Raw genomic sequence first — 15831 nt, forward strand, 5'->3', positions numbered from 1 at the left:
GATCATCATTCACGACCGCCACAAGCTGGCCGATGCAACGACCAGGAACCTGCGCACCATCTTCCGTGCCACCGGGCTTTCGCGGCTGGCGGCGGCCTCCGACTACAAGCCCGAGGACGTCGACGTCCAGTTCCAGGTCAAACGCCGCGACAAGGATGGCCTCGAACCGCTGCAGGCTTCGGTGGTGCCGCGCGTCTCGCCGGGCGACGAAGTGCATGTGCTGGCCAAGAACGGCTCGGACCTGCTGGTCGACATCAACGTGCTCTATGTCGGCAGCGACTATTCGATCACTCATATCGTTGCCGAACGCCTCGCCCCGCAGGCCACGCTCGAGGAGGGACTGCTGGCCTTCACCGACACCAGCTTCGGCATGGAACGGATGATCGCGGTTTTGACCGAGGCGCCGCCGGAGAGCGAGAAGCAGGATCTGAGTTTCCTGGCGCAGGACGGCGTCGCCTCGGCGACGCGTGGAACGGGCTCCGCCGGCTTCTCCGACATGCTGACCGATCTCGGCATGGCGCCGGCCACCCGCTCGGTGATGCGGCTTGCCGACAAGAGCGGCCCGAAAGGCGCGGTGATGATCTTCCCGATGGAGACAGTGCCGCGCGCCTGAGCGGATGTCGGCGACCAGGGCCATATGGCTCTGTGGCGGCTCTTGCGCGATCGGCGCGATATGAGAACATTCCCGGCCGCGTCCTGGCGCATGACGGCTGGATGAAACGGATAGGATCGATTGTGAAGAATTCTGTGTTTTCCTGGCGTGGAACGGTAGCCGGCCTTGCCGGCGGCCTGTTGCTGATCGCCAACGCTTCGGCGGACGAGGCCTGCGGCCTGTGCGTCAAGCAGATCGTCACCAACTCGGAACTGGCGACGTGTTTTCTCGATCAGTACGACCTGTTCGCCAAAAGCGGCAGCGACGCGGTTATCGTCGATCTCAGCAACTGCGCCTCGCGCGGCGTCGTCGAAGCCTTGCCGTCCCCCAACAAAGGGGCGGCGGAGCCCGACGTGCAGTTCATGATTTCGCGCCTGCAACTGGAATGCCTGAAACGGAAGCTGGAGACGCCAGGCATCGTGCTGGATCCCTCCGCCACCATCGAACTGGACAGCTGCGGATGAAGAAGCCAACGGGCAACACCAGGCAGACGGCAGTGGCCGCACCCGCAAAGGCGCAGGCCGGCAAACCGGTGCTGCAGGAAACCGCCGAAGGTTTCCCGTGGCCAAGCAGCCACGAGATCAAGAAGGAGAGCAACCCGTTCACAGACCGCGACTGGCGCATGCTGGTCTATGCCTGGTCGGGCATGGCCGTGCGTCTCGCCATCATCTTCACCTTGATGTTCTCGGTCTACCAGTTCCTGGCCAACCAGGAACAGAAGCGCGTCGAGCAGACCATGTCGCTTGTCGAGCTCTGGGAAAACAAGGACTACCAGCAGGCGCAGCGTGCCCTGAAGGATCGTCTGACGGGCCTCAACGCCAAATATGATAATCTGCTCAGCGCCAACCCCTCGCCGACCGAGGAGCAGGTGTTCCGGCAACGCATCGGCATCGAGGCGATGACTGCCGCCGGCGGCGACATGCCGCTCGCCGATTTCAGCGAGAATTTCGATCGCATCGTCTATTTCCTCAACCGGCTGTCCTTCTGCATCGACGGCGATTTGTGTTCGCGCAAAGTGACCGATGCTTATTTCCGTGACTATGCCGTCTCTTTCTGGAGCTATTTTGCCGGCTACATTGACAAGCAGCGCAAGGCGGGTTCTCCCACTTTCGCTTCGGCAATCGAGAAATATGTGCGCAACGGCCCGCCTGCACCCGCAGCCAAATAGCGGCGCGAAAAAGGCGGCGGGATTGCGCCGCCGCCTTTGTCTCCACCGCGAATGCGCAGCGATTACTTATACAGGCTGTTGATCCACTGGACGTTGGCAGCGTTCAGGCGCACGGCGGTGTTCGCGTCGGGGCTTTCCGCCACGTTGACACCGGTGACGATGCGCTGCTTGGCCTTGTTGTCGTAGGCATAGACCGAGCTGCCGCTCGACCCTGGGAACGTATCGCAGTCATACTGGAAATATTCCGGCGCGATGTTTTCGGCGTGCACTTCGCAGTTTGCCTTCCACATCGTGCCCATCGGCTTGTCACCGGGATAGCCGACGAGATTGGCTGTGAAATCGCCGAGATCCTCATAGTTGGCATAGCCCAGCCAGCCGAGATTGGTGCCGACATCCTGCTTCAGCGTGACGACGCCGAGATCCCACAGCAGGACCGAACCATAATAACCCTGGTAGTTGTCGATGAAGCCTTGCAGCACATAGGCGCTTTCGAAGGCGAAGGCGCCGAACGGTGCGTCGTCGGCCGTGCTGCCGTTCAGCCCCGGCACGAACAGATAGTCGGAGAGCCAATCCTTGTCCTCATGGCTGTAGAGGCAGTGCGCGGCGGTGAGCACCGTGCGCGGGCCGATCAGCGTTGCCGAACAGCTGCCGAAGCTGCCCGTCTTCGGCGATTTGGCTTCGAGATAGCCGATTGCCGAGAACGGATAGGTCTTGGTGTTCTTGACCTGCTCGCGATCGTCGGTGCCGAAGACCTGACGGCCGGCTTCGCCTTCGCCGAGGTCCGGATCCTCGGTCTTGCGCTCGGCCCCATCTTTTCCAGTGGCCGGAGCGTTCAGTTCCTTGATGATAAGCTCCCGCAGCGCTTGGCTCGGCTCGATCTTGATCTCCTTGCCATCGGCGGACCGTCCGACGATGCCATAGGATTTGACGGCCGTTGCCTCGTCGGCAAGCGGCGCGGCGCGGCTGTCTTCGTCGGTCAGCTTCGGTGGCGCGATTGGCTTTGCCCGCCCGGGCTTGTAGTCGCCTGAAGTCACGTCGCGCGCGCTTTCGCCATTGCCGGCACTGGCGGAGCCAGAATCCGCGGCGAAAGCTGGAACCGCCCACATTGCGGTGGAAAGCAATGTGGACGCAATGAGTGCGTTTATCAGTTTTGTCATGGTGAGACTCTCCCAAAATTCAGCAAGGACTGGATCAAAATACAGAAATATTGTCGAGATCGTGGTGGCGTCGAAAAAGGAGTTTGGTTACCGCACTTGAAATATGACCATCGCCTATGCGGTCGGTCAAAAGCCCCCGCTAAAGACACCCGGGCGGATATATTGCCTAAATTAATACAACATTGGAATGACAATTAGCTTCCACATAGCCCGTGGGGGGCTATAGGGTTTTGAACGGGGTCTGCACAGGAACGCGATACGCGAAGCAGTGCCTGACTTGGTGTCCCTGCCGTGCCGCTGCAACAAAAGCTGCGCGGCCTGACCACCAGTCTGAGGCTTGCTTTGTTGATCATGCGCCGGGGCTGGTCCGCTCGGGAACATATCTCAGGAGGGCTTCAGATGAACATCACCCATCGGTTCAGGCCGATCGCCGCCGCATCGCTGCTCGGCATCGCAGCCGCCCTTGCGGCAGCCAATTCCACCCAGGCCGACGAAGCGGTCGCCCGACCGGAGGCAGCGGTCTCGCCAATGAAGCGCGTGACGGAAGCCAGGGCGAAGGCAGCGGCGGAGAACCCCGACGCGGCCGACCGCGTCTACGGCGGCAACCAGGCCGAAAAGGGAGCCTACCCGTTCCAGGTCGCGCTGCTCACCACCGACAGGCTGGACGAGAATCCGGCATCGCAGGCCAACGCCCAGTTCTGCGGCGGCAGCCTGATCGCGCCGCAATGGGTGCTGACGGCAGCACACTGCCTCAACGACAAGGGTCAGCCGGTTTCGCCGGAGAGCGTCACCGTGCTGACCGGTGCAACCGATCTCAGCGAGGGCAAGCGCCACAAGGTGGTGGAGGTCATCGTCAACGAAGCCTACAGCGAGCAAACGCTCGACAACGATCTCGCCCTGCTCCGGCTTGCCGAACCGGCCGATGCGCCGACCATCAAGGTCACCCATGACGCGACGCCCGAGACCGGCAAGACAACGGTCACCGGCTGGGGCAAGATGCAGGATGGCACCTTCCCGACCACGCTGATGGTTGTCGATCTCGACCTGCAGCCGAACCAGGCCTGCAACAGCGGCATCAAGGCCATCTATGCGCGTGATCTGAAGGCAGCGCTCGGTGATCTGTCCCGCCGTATGCGCTATTCGGAAAAAGGTATCGACGCGGCCGCCAATGCGATCGCCGCCGACATGACCGACCCGCTGACCGGCAACATGATCTGCGCCGGCACCACCAGCGGCGTGCGCGATGCCTGCAACGGCGACAGCGGTGGCCCGCTGTTCATGACCGGCACCGGCGGGCCGGTCCAAATCGGCGTCGTTAGCTGGGGCGAAGGTCCGGCTGACGGCAGTGCGGCCTGCGGCCACAAGGAGGCCTACGGCATCTACACGCGGCTGGCCAACTACACCGGCTGGATCGAGGCGAAGATGAAGACCTCGGCTCCGGCGCCGGCAAAGCCCAAGGCGGGACTGGGCACCGCCCAGAAACCAGCCACGCCCTGAAGCAGGGCTATTCGCTTTCAAGCAAAACGGCGGGAGATGTTCCCGCCGCTTTTTGTTTGCCGGCTTATCGAGAGGACTTATTTTCGCGGCGGGCCTTTGCGCTCGGCCGAAGCCGCCCACAGATTGATGTCGGATTCGCGCGCATAGGTGTCGATCTCGGCGAGTTCGGCATCGCTGAAGTCGAGCACCTTGAGCGCGCCGACGCAGTCCTCGACCTGCTCCGGCCGGCTGGCGCCGATCAGCGCCGAGCTCACCCTGCCCTTGCGCAGCACCCAGGCCAGCGCCATCTGCGCCAGCGTCTGCCCACGCTTGCCGGCGATGGCGTCGAGCGCCTTGATGTTGGCGATGGTCTTGTCGTTGATGAAGGCTGTCGTCAGCGACTTGCCCTGGGAAGCACGGCTGCCGTCCGGAATGCCGCCGAGATACTTGTTGGTCAGCATGCCTTGCGCCAGCGGCGAGAACACGATGGAGCCGACGCCGAGCCCTTCGAGCGTGTCGAGCAAGCCATCTTCCTCCACCCAGCGGTTCAGCATCGAATAGCTCGGCTGGTGGATGACGCAAGGCGTGCCAAGCTGCTTCAAGATGTCGGCGGCCTCGCGCGTGCGCTGCGAATTGTAGGACGAGATGCCGGCATAGAGCGCCTTGCCCGAGCGCACGGCATGGTCGAGCGCGCCCATGGTCTCTTCCAGCGGCGTGTCGGGATCGAAACGGTGCGAATAGAAGATATCGACATAGTCGAGACCCATCCGCTTCAGGCTCTGGTCTAGGCTGGCCAGAATGTATTTGCGCCCGCCCCATTCACCGTAGGGACCGGCCCACATTTCGTAGCCGGCCTTGGTCGAGATGATCAGCTCGTCGCGGTAGGCGGCGAAATCGGTGCGCAGGATCTCGCCGAAGGCGGTTTCGGCAGAACCGGGCGGCGGACCGTAATTGTTGGCGAGGTCGAAATGCGTGATGCCGAGGTCGAAGGCCTTGCGCGCGATCGCCTGCTTGGTCCTGTGCGGCGTGTCGTTGCCGAAATTATGCCACAGGCCGAGCGAGATTGCCGGCAGCTTCAGGCCGGAGCGGCCACAGCGGTTGTAGATCATCTTTTCATAGCGGTTTTCGGCAGGCGTGTAGGGCATCGGAAAATCCTCAAATGGCAGCGAGCCGGTCGGCTGCATCGCGACAGCGCGGCGAGTTGGCTCTGCCCCTCACCCTTACTCTCTCTCCGTCGGAAGGGGGAGAGGGTTGAGGTGTGCTGCCCTATTTCTTCTTTGCCAAAAGCGCCTTGGCTTCCTTGACGCCAAGTGCCGCCGGCCGTTCGCAGGTGGTCTGCATGGCGACGAACTTGCCGGTTTCGCCGGAGCGCAACAGGCCGGTCATCACGTCGACGGCGTGCAGCGCCAGCTCCATCGAACAGCGGTGCGGCCGGCCTTCCGCGATCGCCACTGCCATGTCGGCGAGGCCCGATGTGCGGTAGTTGGCCATCATGCCTTGCGAATGCATCTCGTTGGGCACGCCGAACGGATGCGGCCAGTTCGGCAGCTTCTTGACCGGCTTGGCCGCGTCGGTGAAGCGAACGTCACCACCGAAGAAGTTCGGGTCCGGCACGAACACCGTACCCGCCTCGCCATAGAGTTCCATCGGCGCGTGGCCGTGGGCCCAGACGTCCCAGCTGGTGTTGAGCGTTATAACGGCACCGTTCTCGAACTCCAGCAGTCCATGGATGGTCGTCGGCGTGTTGACCGGTATCTTTTCACCCGCGCGCGGCTTTGAACTGATCGTCCGCTCCTTGGCCGGCGTCGTCGCGAAGGCCGCGACCTGTTTCACCGGTCCGATCAGCTGGATCAGATTGGTGATGTAGTAAGGCCCGATATCGAGCACGGGACCGGCGCCCGGCTGGAAGAAGAAATCCGGATTGGGGTGCCAATGCTCCATGCCGTGGCCCATGACATGACAGGTACCACTCGTGACCTTGCCAAGCTTGCCGGTGTCGATCAGGTTGCGCACCAGTTGGTGCGCGCCGCCGAGGAAAGTGTCTGGCGCCGAGCCGATCCGCAGGCCCTTTTTCTCCGCCCGCTTCTTAAGGTCGAGCCCTTCCTTGACCGACAGCACGAACGGCTTTTCCGAATAGACGTGCTTGCCGGCGTCGAGGATCTGCTTCGATACTTCGTAGTGCACCGCCGGGATGGTCAGGTTGACGATGATGTCGATGTCGTCGGCCTTGAGCAGGTCTTCGACGGTCTCGGCGCGCAGCTTGAACTCCTTCGCCCGCGCCTTGGCCGCCTCCATGTTGATGTCGGCGCACGCACGCATTTCGATGCCGCGAAACAGCGGCGCCAGCGAAAAATACGCTTTCGAGATGTTGCCGCAGCCGATCACGCCGATGCCAAGTTTCTTTGCCATGCTGATTGCTCCTAATAGGTTTTGGCGGCTGCGATGGAGCGGCGGGCGAAACGCTCGATGTCGTTGGGGTTGTCCTGTTCCATGACGTAGTATTGGGCAGCACTCTTGGCACGCAACACGTTGATCAGGCCGGCCCAGTCGATGGTGCCATGGCCGACATCCGACCAGCCATCCTCATCCAGCCCCTCGCCGGGCTTGGCCATGTCCTTGACGTGGACGGCGCTGATGCGCTTGCCGTGTTTTTCGATCCACGACAACGGATCATCGCCGCCGCGCACCACCCAGGCAACGTCCATCTCCCAGCCGACATCGGGCGCGGATGACAGGATGTGGTCCTGCGGCACCGATCCGTCGGCAAGTTTCTTGAACTCGAAATCATGATTGTGCCAGGCAAAGCCGTAGCCGGCCTTTTTCGCGGCGTCGCCGACCTTGGCCAGGCGTTCGCCGAAGCCGCGCCAGCCGGCCACGTCGGATGGCCGCTGATTGGGCATCAGGAAGGGACAGATGAGCAGCGTGATACCGAGTGCGTCGGCAGTTCTGCGCACGCCGTCAAAATCGTTCTCGAGCGCATCGATCGAGAAATGCCCAGTCGGCATGGCAAGCCCGTTCTTGTCGAGCTCGGCACGGAATGCCCCGGGATCATCATAGACGCCGCCAAAACCTTCGACCTGGGAGTAGCCGAGCTTGCCGAGCATGGCGAGCACACCGTCCCAGGGTTGGAAATTGCGGGCGCTGTAAAGTTGGAATGACCAATTCATCGTCTCTGTCCGTTCGCTTGGGGATTGGAAGGTTGGTTCTCGGAAGCTAGATGCGTGTACCCGTTGCGGTGTCGAAAAGCGAAGCGCGCATCGGATCGAAGCCAAGCGTCACCGCCTCGTCATTCTTGGGCGTGCGTTCCGAGGTCACTCGGACGCTGAAATTCTGCTGGGCAAGCTTCAGCCAGACCAGCGTGTCGGAGCCCATGGGTTCGACCACCTCGACATTGGCGGCTATCGAGAACGGCCAGCCGGTGCCGCTATTCAGGCTAACATGCTCGGGCCTGATACCGAATGTGACGGGGCCGGGAGCCGGAGCTTTGGCAAAGTCGTAAGTGCCGAGCGGGATCTTGATATCCTCGGCCGCGAACCGCCAGCCGCCGTCGGCGTCTTCCAGGCGGCCATCGACGAAGTTCATTGCGGGCGAGCCGAGGAAGCCGCCGACGAAGCGGTTGACCGGGCGGTTGTAAATGGTCTGCGGCGCATCGAGCTGCTGGATGACGCCGCCCTTCATCACCGCGATGCGGTCGGCCAGCGTCATCGCCTCGATCTGGTCGTGGGTGACGTAGATCATGGTGTTTTGCAGCTTGCGATGCAGCAGCTTGATCTCGACGCGCAGTTCGGCGCGCAGCTTGGCATCGAGATTTGACAGCGGCTCGTCGAACAGGAACACGTCGACATCGCGCACCAGCGCCCGTCCGATCGCGACGCGCTGGCGCTGGCCGCCGGAAAGTGCGGCCGGCTTACGCTGCAGCAGCGGTTCGATCTGCAGGATCTCAGCCGCCCGCGCGATCCGCTTGGCGATCTCTTCTCTTGGCGTGCCGGCGACACGCAGCCCGAAGGACAGGTTCTTCTCCACCGTCATTTGCGGATAGAGCGCATAGGACTGGAACACCATGCCGATGCCGCGGTCCTTGGGCTCTTCCCAGGTGACGTTCTTGCCCTTGATGAAGATGCGGCCCTCGGAAACGTCGAGCAGGCCGGCAATGCAGTTGAGCAAGGTCGACTTGCCGCAGCCGGACGGCCCGAGCAGCACGATGAACTCGCCATCGGCGACATCGAGATTGAGCGTCTCCAGGACGGTCACCGCGCCGAAATTCAATGACAGGTCCTGGATCGAAACGCTGGTATCATTGGCTGCCGTCATCGCCGTCACCCCTTCACCGCGCCGGCGGCGATGCCGCGTACGAAAAGCTTGCCGGAAATGAAGTAGACGATGAGCGGCACAAGCCCGGTCAGGATGGTTGCGGCCATGTTGACGTTGTACTCCTTCACGCCTTGCACCGAATTGACGATGTTGTTGAGCTGCACCGTCATCGGATAGGTGTCGGGGCGGGTGTAGACGACGCCGAACAGGAAGTCGTTCCAGATGCCGGTCACCTGCAGGATGATGGCGACGACGAAGATCGGCAGCGACATCGGCAGCATGATGCGCAGGAAGATGCCCCAGAAGCCGGCGCCGTCGACGCGTGCCGCCCGAAACAGCTCTTCCGGCATCGAGGCGAAATAATTGCGGAACAGCAGCGTCAGGATCGGCATGCCGAAAATGGAATGGACGATCACCAGCCCGCTGAGGCTGCCATAGAGGCCGATCTCGCGCAGGATGATGACGATCGGATAGATCATCACCTGGTAGGGAATGAAGGCGCCGACGATCAGGATGATGAAGAACGTATCGGCGCCCTTGAAGCGCCAATTGGCCAGTGCATAACCATTCACCGAGGCGATGGCGATCGACAGCAGCACCGACGGCACGGTGATCCGCACCGAATTCCAGAAACCGCGCGAGAGCCCGTCGCAGTTAAGGCCGGTGCAGGCCGTCGACCACGCCTTGACCCACGGCTCGAAGGTGATCTCGAGCGGCGGTGAGAAGATGTTGCCGAGCCGGATCTCCGGCATCCCCTTGAGCGAGGTGACGACCATGACATAGAGCGGCAAGAGGTAGTAGACCGCCATGACGAACAACGTGCCGTAGAGGAAGACGTTGCGGCGCGAAATCATGCGGCGCGGCTTCGGGCCGTAGGGACCGATGATGTCCTGGCGCGCGCCGGCGGCAGTGCTTGTTTGAGCGGTGATGTCTGCCATGCTCATTTGCGCCGCCCGAACTCGAGATAGGCCCAAGGCACGATGACGATCACCACCGAGAGCAGCATCATGGTCGAGGCGGCAAAACCCTGGCCGAGGTTCTGGGCGAAGAACATATAGTCGTAAACGTATTTGGCCGGCACTTCGGAGGCGATGCCCGGGCCGCCGCTGGTCTGGGCCACGACGAGGTCATAGACCTTGACGATGCCGGAAGCGATGATGACGAGCGTGGTGATGAAGACCGGCCGCATCATCGGGATGACGATGAACAGATAGGTCTTCCACATCGGGATGCCATCCACCCGCGCCGCCTTCCAGATGTCCTCGTCGATGCCGCGCAGACCGGCCAGCATCAGGCACATGATGAGCCCTGTGCCTTGCCACAACGCCGCAATCGATATGCCGTAGATGACGATGCTGGAATTGTAGAGCGGGTCGAAGCTGAAGCTCGTCCAGCCTAAGTCCCGCACGACATGCTGGATGCCGAAATCCGGATTGAGCAACCACTGCCAGACCAGGCCGGTGACAATGAAGGAGAGCGCGAAAGGATAGAGGAAGATGGTGCGGAACGTGTCCTCGAAGCGGATCTTCTGATCGAGCAGCGCGGCAAGCAGAAAACCGATGACCAGCGAGAACACCAGCGAGATCGCGCCGTAGATCAACAGGTTCTCGATCGAGATCAGCCAGCGCGGCGCCGCCCACAGCCGGTAATACTGGTCTAGTCCGACGAAATTCAGCCGCGGCAGGAGCTTCGAATTGGTGAAGGAATAGAGCACCGTCCAAACGGTGCCGCCGACGAAAACCACCATGGCGGTGAGGATCATCGGGATCGAGGCGACCTTCGCATTGAGGTTGCGGAACAGAAGGTTGGGGCGTGCGCTCTTGCTCATCTCGTCAGCCGGCTGGGTAAGGGCGGTGCATTCCCGGCCCCGCATTCGCAAGGCCGGGAGCGAGGTGGGTTGCCTCCAGCGTCAGTCCGCCGAAGCGATGAGGTCGGCGAAGCGCTTCTGCGCGTCTTCGACGGTCAGTTCCGGCTTGGCGAAGAATTCAGCGAAAAGGTCTTCCTTCTGCTTCTGGGTGTCCTGCGAAAGCAGTTGGTCCGTCCACGGCATGACGGCGCCCTTGGCAAGGATGGCTAGGCCCTTCTTCATGCAGTCGTTGGCCGCATTGAGATCGACGTCGCCGCGCACCGGCAGGGATCCCTTCTTCAGATTGAAGGCAACCTGCGTCTTGGGATCGAGCAGCGTCTCGGCCAGCACCTCCTGCGCCTTGCTCTTGTCGGCATCCTTGAGCAGCGGGAAGTAGAAGGCGTCACCGCCCGTGGCTATCACCTCGTTCAGCCCAAGGCCTGGCAGGCAGGTGTAATCCTTGCCGGCGGTCTTGCCGGCAACCTGGAACTCGCCCTGTGCCCAGTCGCCCATGATCTGGCCAGCGGCCTTGCCGGTGATGACCAGGTTGGTCGCCTGGTTCCAGTCCTGCACATTGGTGTTCTTCGCCATCTTGCGGGCATCGTCCGCGGCCTTGAAGACCTTGGCGACTTCGGGCCCGGCGGCGAATTTGGCATCCTTGTCCTTGTAGACCTTGAGGAATGTGTCCGTGCCGCCCACAGCCGCAAGCAGGACGTCGAAGGCACCGGAGGATTGCCAGGCCTGTCCGCCGACGGCGAGCGGGATGATGCCGGCCTTTTCCAGCGCCGGCGCTGCCGCCACGAATTCATTCCAGTCCTTCGGCAACGGCACGCCGGCCTTCTCGAAGGCCTCGTTGGACAGCCACAACCACTGCCAGGAATGGATGTTGACGGGCACGCAATAGATCTTGCCGTCGATGGTGCAGCCGTCGAGCAGGCTCTTCGGCCGGACGACGTCAGTCCACTTGCCCTTGGTGGCGACGTCGGTGAGGTCGCGCATCAGGCCGGCCTGCACCAGCTCTTCCGCCTGCCGGCCATGGTTGAATTGCGTGGCTCCCATCGGATCGCCACCGGTGATGCGGCTGATCATGATTGGCCGCGCCGTGCCGCCGGAGCCGGCAATGGCGCCGTCCACCCAGTGGTTGCCGGTCGCATCGAATGCCTTGGCAAGTTCCGCAACCGCCGCCGCCTCGCCGCCCGACGTCCACCAATGGGTGACTTCCAGGTCCGTCGCGGCCGCCTGGCCGGCAAACTGCAACGCGGCCGTCGCTGCCAGCGCAGCGGTCAAAAATCTGTATCGCATTTCGGCTCCTCCCAGAATCTGAAACGTTACAGATTTTCGATACGGCAATTGCGTGAGCTGTGCAACCCATCAACGAAGCGCCCCCGATATTTTTTCGGACCGCGAACAAATTCGCATGAATGATCGCGCTTCTCATGCACTGCAGCATGGTTTGCTGCGGCGCAAACACCGAAATGCCGCCAGATACGGGCAAAAGGCGGCGGCAGAGGCGATTTCTCCTGGAATCCCAAGCGTTTCGCAAAAGAACCATCCACCTCGTGGGCGAGGGACATGTAACTCGATATGGCAATCTGTAACGTTTCAGTATATTGAGACTTAACCGGGGCTGGAACGCATATCGTATCGCCATGACGGCGATTGCCGACATGGCTCGCGGCTGCTATGCGCCTGACGGGCGGGACGAATGAACAGACAGCGTACGGACAAGAGCGGGGAGACCTCGGCACAGGGACGGCCGACGTTGAAGACTCTTGCCTTCATGACCGGGCTCGGCGTCACCACCGTGTCACGCGCCTTGAAGGATGCCCCGGAAATCGGCGCCGAAACCAGGCGCCGCGTCCAGCTCGTCGCCAAGCAGATCGGCTACCGGCCGAACCGCGCCGGCGTGCGTCTGCGCACCGGCAGGACCAATGTCATCAGCCTCGTGCTCAACACTGACCGCGAGATCATGAGCTTTGTCTCGGACATCATCTACGGCGTTTCGGAAGTGCTCGCCGAAACGCCCTATCACCTGATCGTCACGCCCTATTCCCGCTCGCAGGATCCGATGGAGCCGATCCGCTATCTCGTCGAGACCGGCTCGGCCGACGGCGTCATCATTTCGCGCACCCAACCGAACGATCCGCGCGCCCGCTACATGCTCGAGCACGGCATGCCCTTTGCCACGCATGGCCGCACCGACATGGGCCTCGTCCATCCCTACCATGACTTCGACAACCATGTTTTCGCGATGGAGGCCGTGCGCCGCCTGGCGAGCATGGGCAGGCACAAGCTGGCGCTTCTGTCGCCGCCGCCCGGGCTCACCTATTATGGCCACACGCTGAACGGCTTTGCCGATGCGCTGAGCGAGGTCGGAGCCAGCGAAATTCCGTTCAACACCGTTTCCGTCGATCACACGATCGAGCAGATCAGGACCAGGACCGCGCAGGTGATGCGCCGCGAAAACAGGCCGGACGGCTTCGTCAGCAGCGCTGCCGCCGCGACACTGGCGATCGTCGCCGGCATCGAGGATGCCGGCCTCAAGCTTGGCCGCGACGTCGATGTCGTGTCCAAGCAGTCGTCGGACCTGTTGCATCTGTTCCGGCCGGAATTGCTCGTCGTCAACGAGAATTTCCGCCTGGCCGGCTCCGATCTCGCCCGCTCCGTGCTCGGCTGGATCGGCGGCGCCGCACCCGGCTCGTTGCAGCGCCTGGTCGCCACCAGCGAGGTTCGGGCGTTCAGCCCGCCGGTTTCCGTTTAGGCCCTTGGGCTAGCCAGCCGCACCGCTCCCCCACGGCCCGTGGAAAGCGCCCTTGTCGTCGATGCGCTCGAAGCCGTGCGCGCCGAAGAAGTCGCGTTGCGCCTGGATCAGGTTCGAGGTGCCGCGGCCCTGGCGGTAGCTGTCGAAATAGGCAAGTGCGGAAGACAGCGCCGGAACCGGCGAACCGGCCTCCGAAGCCCTCGCCACGATGCGGCGCAGCGACGGATGCGCTTCCTGCATCAGCGCGATGAAGGCCGGAGCCATCAGAAGGTTGGTCGAGGCGCCGCCCTTGCTGAAGGCTTCCGCCATGGTGTCGAGCATCTGCGAGCGGATGATGCAGCCGGCGCGCCAGATCCTGGCGATGGTCGGCATCGGCAGGTTCCAGTTGAATTCCTTGGAAGCGCCGCTCATCACCGCGAATCCTTGGGCGTAGGCGGCGATCTTGCCGGCGAACAGCGCCAGTTCCAGATCTTTCAGCAGGGCATCCTTGTCACCTGAAATCTTCGTGGCGCCGGCGTTGCCATAGGCCTTTTCCGCCGCCAGCCGCTCGTCCTTGATCGATGACAGAACGCGTGCCGCCACCGCCGCCTCGATCGCCGTCGCCGGAATGCCGAGTTGCTGCGCCTCGATGACCGACCATTTGCCGGTGCCCTTCTGGCCGGCGCGGTCGAGGATGATGTCGACCACCGGCTTGCCGGTCTTCGGATCGTCTGATGCCAGCACCTTGGCGGTGATCTCGATCAGGTAGGAATTGAGCCGGCCCTTGTTCCAGTTGGAAAACACCGTGCCGATGTCCTTCGGCCCCATGCCCAGGCCGTCGCGCAGGATGCCGTAAATTTCGGCGATCATCTGCATGTCGGCATATTCGATGCCGTTATGGATGGTCTTGACGAAATGCCCGGCGCCGTCGGTGCCGAGCCATGCCGCGCAGGGTTCGTCCTTGAACTTGGCGGAGATCGCCGTCAGCACCTTCTCGACGCGCTTCCACGAGTCCTCCGTACCGCCGACCATGATCGACGGCCCGTGGCGCGCGCCCTCCTCGCCGCCGGACACGCCCATGCCGATGAAGGTGAGATCCGAGCCGGAAAGCTCGGAGAAGCGCCGCATCGTGTCGCGGAAATTGGCATTGCCGGCGTCGATGACGATGTCGTTGGCCGACAGCACGCCGCGCAGGGCCGCGATCTGTTCGTCGACCGGCTTGCCGGCCAGCACCATGATGATGATCGGGCGCGGCGGCCGGATCGCGGCGGCGAGCTCTTCCAGGCTGTAGCAGGGCACGACCATGTCCCTGAGCGCGCCGGCATTCTCGATGAAAGCGTCGGTGCGCGCCCTGGTGCGGTTGAAGACAGCGATGCGGTGCCCGTGCTCGGCGATGTTGAGCGCCAGGTTGGAGCCCATCGTGCCAAGGCCGATCAGGCCGATTTCGGCATTTTCCATCGTTTCTTCCCTGCTTTCGGATCGTTTGTTGAGACCGCGATTTTGCGGGCGATGATTGACGGGCCTTGACGCCTGCGTCAACCGCCTCGCCGAATTGTGTTACCCGGATTTCGGTTGTGCCCGTGTAGAGGTACCTAGCAGTCCGGCCTTACGGCCTGATGTCGACGGGCGCCTCGATCTTCACCATCTGAAAATCCGAGACCAGTATGTCGATGCGCACCGTCCACCGGCCCGGCACCGGGATGACGAGGTTGTCGACGCGCCAGCTGCCGTCACCGGGCTTGCTCGCAGCGCGCTTCAGCGGCTCGATGCCGGAATCGGGTTTTGACAGCACAAGCGTCACCTCCTTGGCGTCGAGCGGGCCGAAATCGCCGCTCATGATGACCATCGAGGCAACGACCGGGCCGGCATGGCCGGGAGTGATGCTGAGATCGGCCATCGCTTGCAGCGCGTGGATATGAACCGACACCGGTTGCGCTGCCGCAATCGCCAGGGCTCGGGGCGGCGGTGTGAAGCGCCAGCCCGCGGCAACGCCGAAAATCGCCAACACGATCAACATCTCGACGCCGATCGAGCGGACCAGCCTGCGTTGAACTTCCGTCGATCCCGCCTCGGCCGATGCGGTGAGTTTCCAGCGATTGACGGCAGCAAGCGTGAACAGAAAGACCAGCAGCCCCAGCTTGATAAGCAGCAGCCTTCCATAGGCGGTCTCGACCAAAGCCGCGGGTGTCTGCACCTGGATGACGGCAAGCACGATGCCGGCAGCGGCAAGCACGGCCACCACGGGCAGGATCGCCCAAGAAAACCGCCGCAGGAATGGCGTGGCCCCCGCCGATTGCCCCTTCAGCGCCAGCCCGAGTGGGATCAATGCGCCGGCCCACAACGCGATGCCGACGCCGTGCAGGAACACCATCGGCCGCGTCAGCCACTGCGGTTCGGCGGCACTGGCATGGCCGCTGGCGGCAAGGGCAACCCCCACCCCGGCCAGGCCGACCAGCGCCAATGGTTTGGCGGTGGCGCGGG

Annotated in this window: 14 protein-coding genes and 1 pseudogene; 5 read left to right on the forward strand and 10 right to left on the reverse strand. The window is 62.7% G+C overall.

Annotation, left to right across the window (positions count from 1 at the left end; all coding sequences use genetic code 11):
- From EOB59_RS36040 to EOB59_RS07145, 3 genes and pseudogenes are all read left to right on the forward strand, one after another.
- Positions 1-613, forward strand: a pseudogene (locus tag EOB59_RS36040) (caspase family protein); the annotation flags it as partial.
- 122 nt (positions 614-735) lie between these two features.
- Positions 736-1116: a hypothetical protein gene (locus EOB59_RS07140; RefSeq protein WP_128288044.1), complete on the forward strand. Its 381-nt coding sequence runs from the start codon at positions 736-738 to the stop codon at positions 1114-1116.
- A complete protein-coding gene (locus EOB59_RS07145; protein ID WP_128288045.1) occupies positions 1113-1820 on the forward strand; it encodes a hypothetical protein in 708 nt (235 codons plus the stop codon). Before EOB59_RS07140 ends, EOB59_RS07145 begins: the two co-directional genes overlap by 4 nt.
- Before the next feature lie 62 nt (positions 1821-1882).
- Here the strand turns inward: EOB59_RS07145 and EOB59_RS07150 are convergent, their stop codons facing one another.
- Positions 1883-2977, reverse strand: coding sequence for a serine protease (locus EOB59_RS07150; protein ID WP_128288046.1), 1095 nt, complete (start codon positions 2975-2977; stop codon positions 1883-1885).
- A gap of 399 nt (positions 2978-3376) precedes the next feature.
- Here EOB59_RS07150 and EOB59_RS07155 point away from each other — a divergent pair, with 399 nt between their 5' ends.
- Entirely contained in the window at positions 3377-4474 is a 1098-nt protein-coding gene (locus tag EOB59_RS07155) for a trypsin-like serine protease (protein ID WP_128288047.1), read from the forward strand.
- Between the two features lie 77 nt (positions 4475-4551).
- Here EOB59_RS07155 and mgrA read toward each other — a convergent pair whose 3' ends face one another.
- The 7 genes from mgrA to EOB59_RS07190 form a co-directional block, all read right to left on the reverse strand.
- Positions 4552-5598, reverse strand: coding sequence for an L-glyceraldehyde 3-phosphate reductase (gene mgrA, locus EOB59_RS07160; protein WP_128288048.1), 1047 nt, complete (start codon positions 5596-5598; stop codon positions 4552-4554).
- Positions 5599-5719: 121 nt separating this feature from the next.
- Positions 5720-6862 (reverse strand): Gfo/Idh/MocA family oxidoreductase, encoded by a 1143-nt coding sequence (locus EOB59_RS07165; protein ID WP_128288049.1) that lies wholly within the window; start codon positions 6860-6862, stop codon positions 5720-5722.
- An 11-nt stretch (positions 6863-6873) separates the two neighbouring features.
- Positions 6874-7620, reverse strand: coding sequence for a sugar phosphate isomerase/epimerase (locus tag EOB59_RS07170; protein WP_128288050.1), 747 nt, complete (start codon positions 7618-7620; stop codon positions 6874-6876).
- 46 nt (positions 7621-7666) lie between these two features.
- The gene (gene ugpC / locus EOB59_RS07175) at positions 7667-8764 is read right to left on the reverse strand and encodes a sn-glycerol-3-phosphate ABC transporter ATP-binding protein UgpC (protein WP_128288051.1); all 1098 of its coding nucleotides are present in this window, start codon (positions 8762-8764) and stop codon (positions 7667-7669) included.
- 5 nt (positions 8765-8769) lie between these two features.
- A complete protein-coding gene (locus tag EOB59_RS07180; RefSeq protein WP_164895601.1) occupies positions 8770-9702 on the reverse strand; it encodes a carbohydrate ABC transporter permease in 933 nt (310 codons plus the stop codon).
- Between the two features lie 2 nt (positions 9703-9704).
- On the reverse strand, positions 9705-10592 hold the full coding sequence (locus EOB59_RS07185) for a sugar ABC transporter permease (protein WP_127322195.1): 888 nt from the start codon (positions 10590-10592) through the stop codon (positions 9705-9707).
- An 81-nt stretch (positions 10593-10673) separates the two neighbouring features.
- Positions 10674-11912 carry an ABC transporter substrate-binding protein gene (locus EOB59_RS07190; protein ID WP_127328234.1) on the reverse strand — a complete coding sequence of 413 codons (1239 nt, stop codon included), beginning with the start codon at positions 11910-11912 and terminating at the stop codon, positions 10674-10676.
- Positions 11913-12315: 403 nt separating this feature from the next.
- On the opposite strand from EOB59_RS07190, the gene EOB59_RS07200 reads away from it, so the two are divergent.
- Positions 12316-13371: a LacI family DNA-binding transcriptional regulator gene (locus EOB59_RS07200; protein WP_128288054.1), complete on the forward strand. Its 1056-nt coding sequence runs from the start codon at positions 12316-12318 to the stop codon at positions 13369-13371.
- A gap of 9 nt (positions 13372-13380) precedes the next feature.
- On the opposite strand, the gene gndA is transcribed toward EOB59_RS07200, so the two are convergent.
- Together gndA and EOB59_RS07210 are read right to left on the reverse strand one after the other, a co-directional pair.
- Positions 13381-14808, reverse strand: a complete 1428-nt coding sequence (gene gndA, locus EOB59_RS07205) for an NADP-dependent phosphogluconate dehydrogenase (RefSeq protein WP_128288055.1) — start codon at positions 14806-14808, stop codon at positions 13381-13383.
- 148 nt (positions 14809-14956) lie between these two features.
- Positions 14957-15831, reverse strand: an 875-nt coding sequence (locus EOB59_RS07210) for a copper resistance D family protein (RefSeq protein ID WP_164895599.1), incomplete at its 5' end; no start/stop codon positions are given.

Origin of the sequence: Mesorhizobium sp. M7A.F.Ca.MR.176.00.0.0 (assembly GCF_004023165.1) — a bacterium.
GTDB lineage: Bacteria > Pseudomonadota > Alphaproteobacteria > Rhizobiales > Rhizobiaceae > Mesorhizobium.

Bases quoted from the DNA above. Each gene is read 5' to 3' on its own strand.
- EOB59_RS07165 (WP_128288049.1), bottom strand. From the start codon at position 6,862: ATGGCAAAGAAACTTGGCATCGGCGTGATCGGCTGCGGCAACATCTCG.
- EOB59_RS07180 (WP_164895601.1), bottom strand. From the start codon at position 9,702: ATGGCAGACATCACCGCTCAAACAAGCACTGCCGCCGGCGCGCGCCAG.
- EOB59_RS07145 (WP_128288045.1), top strand. From the start codon at position 1,113: ATGAAGAAGCCAACGGGCAACACCAGGCAGACGGCAGTGGCCGCACCC.
- gndA (WP_128288055.1), bottom strand. From the start codon at position 14,808: ATGGAAAATGCCGAAATCGGCCTGATCGGCCTTGGCACGATGGGCTCC.
- EOB59_RS07155 (WP_128288047.1), top strand. From the start codon at position 3,377: ATGAACATCACCCATCGGTTCAGGCCGATCGCCGCCGCATCGCTGCTC.
- EOB59_RS07170 (WP_128288050.1), bottom strand. From the start codon at position 7,620: ATGAATTGGTCATTCCAACTTTACAGCGCCCGCAATTTCCAACCCTGG.
- EOB59_RS07200 (WP_128288054.1), top strand. From the start codon at position 12,316: ATGAACAGACAGCGTACGGACAAGAGCGGGGAGACCTCGGCACAGGGA.
- mgrA (WP_128288048.1), bottom strand. From the start codon at position 5,598: ATGCCCTACACGCCTGCCGAAAACCGCTATGAAAAGATGATCTACAAC.
- EOB59_RS07185 (WP_127322195.1), bottom strand. From the start codon at position 10,592: ATGAGCAAGAGCGCACGCCCCAACCTTCTGTTCCGCAACCTCAATGCG.
- EOB59_RS07190 (WP_127328234.1), bottom strand. From the start codon at position 11,912: ATGCGATACAGATTTTTGACCGCTGCGCTGGCAGCGACGGCCGCGTTG.
- EOB59_RS07150 (WP_128288046.1), bottom strand. From the start codon at position 2,977: ATGACAAAACTGATAAACGCACTCATTGCGTCCACATTGCTTTCCACC.
- ugpC (WP_128288051.1), bottom strand. From the start codon at position 8,764: ATGACGGCAGCCAATGATACCAGCGTTTCGATCCAGGACCTGTCATTG.